The sequence below is a fragment of the Bradyrhizobium sp. genome, assembly GCF_049581145.1.
Classification (GTDB): domain Bacteria; phylum Pseudomonadota; class Alphaproteobacteria; order Rhizobiales; family Xanthobacteraceae; genus Bradyrhizobium.
In genome coordinates this window covers 1-1,783 of the sequence record NZ_JBAURI010000691.1, presented here as the reverse complement: position 1 = coordinate 1,783, position 1,783 = coordinate 1, and the positions used below count along the sequence as shown (strand labels likewise).

Here is a 1,783-nt window from a genome sequence, read left to right as displayed (position 1 = left end):
GGTCGCGACCACGGCCGCGACCGGCTCGCCGGCGAAGCGTACCGTGTCGTGGGCGAGCAGCCGCCGCGGCGGAAAGGTCATCGGCGAGCCGTCCGGCCGCTTGAAGATCGCAAGCGTCGGGATGGTGCCGATCTCGTCGCGGATCAGGTCGCCGCCGGTATAGATCGCCTCGACGCCCGGTATCTCGGCGGCGGCCTTGGTGTCGATCGAAACGATCCTGGCATGTGCATGCGGCGAGCGCAGTACATAAAGCCACAACGCCCCGTCTTCCGGCTTGTCATCGATGAATTGCCCTTGCCCGGTGAGCAGCCTGTGATCCTCCAAACGCTTGATCGGCTGGCCCGCACCAAAACGCAGATTGCCGGGTAGAATATTCATCAGTTGGTCCTTCGCGTTTTTTGTTCGACTGGATCGTAGCGGGTTCTAACGGATCTTTGCGGCGAAACAATTTGCGCCGTGTGCTGTCAAGCAAGCGATGAGCCACTACGCCACGTCGCGCAGCACGGCCTCGACGGCGTTGCGCTGGTCCACGGTCAGCGCGGCCTGGGGCGGCACGGGGTCGCCGACGTCGTAGCCCTGGATCGCAAGCCCCGCCTTGATGCAGGCGGCGAGATTGAAGCGCGCAAACGCCTCGTTGACGCGCCAGAGCTTGCGCTGCAGTTTCATGGCGTCGTCCCAGCACGCGGCCTGGCAGAGATTGTAGAGTTCGACGCTTTGCCGCGGGATGATGCAGGCCGGGCCCGCCATCCAGCCGACGCCGCCGATCAGCATCACCGCGGCCGGAATATGGGCGGACGCCGAGAACACGCGGATCGCGTCGCCGCACCGATTGATGATCGACAACAGCCGCCCGGTGTTGGTCGAGGCATCCTTGATGTAGCCGATGCGCGGATGGCTTGCGAGCCGCGCGATCACATCGAGCGTCAGATCGGAGCGCTGGAATTGCGGATTGGTATAGATCACGACGGGGATATCGACGGCATCCGCGACGGCGCGGAAATAGGCTTCGACCTGCGCGTCGCCCAGCGGGAAATAGGCTTCCATGATCGCGAGAATGCCGTCGGCGCCAAGCGCCTGATAGGCTTTCGCCTGCGCCACCGCATCCGCCGTCGCGGTCGAGACCACGCCGGCCACGACAGGCACACGGCCTTTTGCGGCGTCGATCGTGGTCCGCACCACATTGATGCGCTGCTCGGCGCTCAGATAGGCGAACTCGCCGGTCGAGCCGAGCGGCGTGAGACCATGCACACCCGACTTGATCAGATCGTCGCAGAGCCGGCCGAGCACGTTGGTGCGGAGCTTGCCGTCGGGATCGATCGGGGAGACGAGGTAGGGGAAGACGCCGTGGAAATCAGCCATGATGGAGGCTGATATAGCGGTCCGGCGCGGTGTCCCGCAAGCGCGGCCTTGCGCGCGTAGCCCACGCAGGCGCGCATGGCTTATAGCGTTTGGCTGCGAGCCATCTCGTCATCAGCATGGCGCGCGAAGCAATTCCAGTTGAGCGGTTTTGAAGTTCCAATCATGTCAGCGTCAATCCCCGAACCTCGGCGGACGCGCGCCCGACAGCTTTTTGAGGCCCGGTGGCCACGGCGCAGATGCCGCCCTGCCCACGCCCACGTTCATTAATTCGAATTTCAAACGGCAGATACGGTTTCACGGTCTCGCGGCGCTGGTCGCCCGAGCTTTGCTTAGGAAGTCTTGCGCCTCGAGATCGAGGGCGCAGTGAATGCCGGGTGCGCGCTGCACCCGCGGTCTCGTGTGCAAGTAGCAGAAAGAAAACAAC

2 protein-coding genes and 1 pseudogene are annotated in these 1,783 nt (G+C 64.0%); all 3 read right to left on the bottom strand.

What is annotated here, in order from left to right; translation table 11 throughout:
• A pseudogene (locus WCB02_RS22510) lies at positions 1-378 on the bottom strand (xanthine dehydrogenase family protein molybdopterin-binding subunit); the annotation flags it as partial.
• Between the two features lie 105 nt (positions 379-483).
• The gene (locus tag WCB02_RS22505; protein ID WP_423961569.1) at positions 484-1,359 is read right to left on the bottom strand and encodes a dihydrodipicolinate synthase family protein; all 876 of its coding nucleotides are present in this window, start codon (positions 1,357-1,359) and stop codon (positions 484-486) included.
• Positions 1,360-1,519: 160 nt separating this feature from the next.
• Positions 1,520-1,783, bottom strand: a 264-nt coding sequence (locus WCB02_RS22500) for a hypothetical protein (RefSeq protein ID WP_423961567.1), incomplete at its 5' end; no start/stop codon positions are given.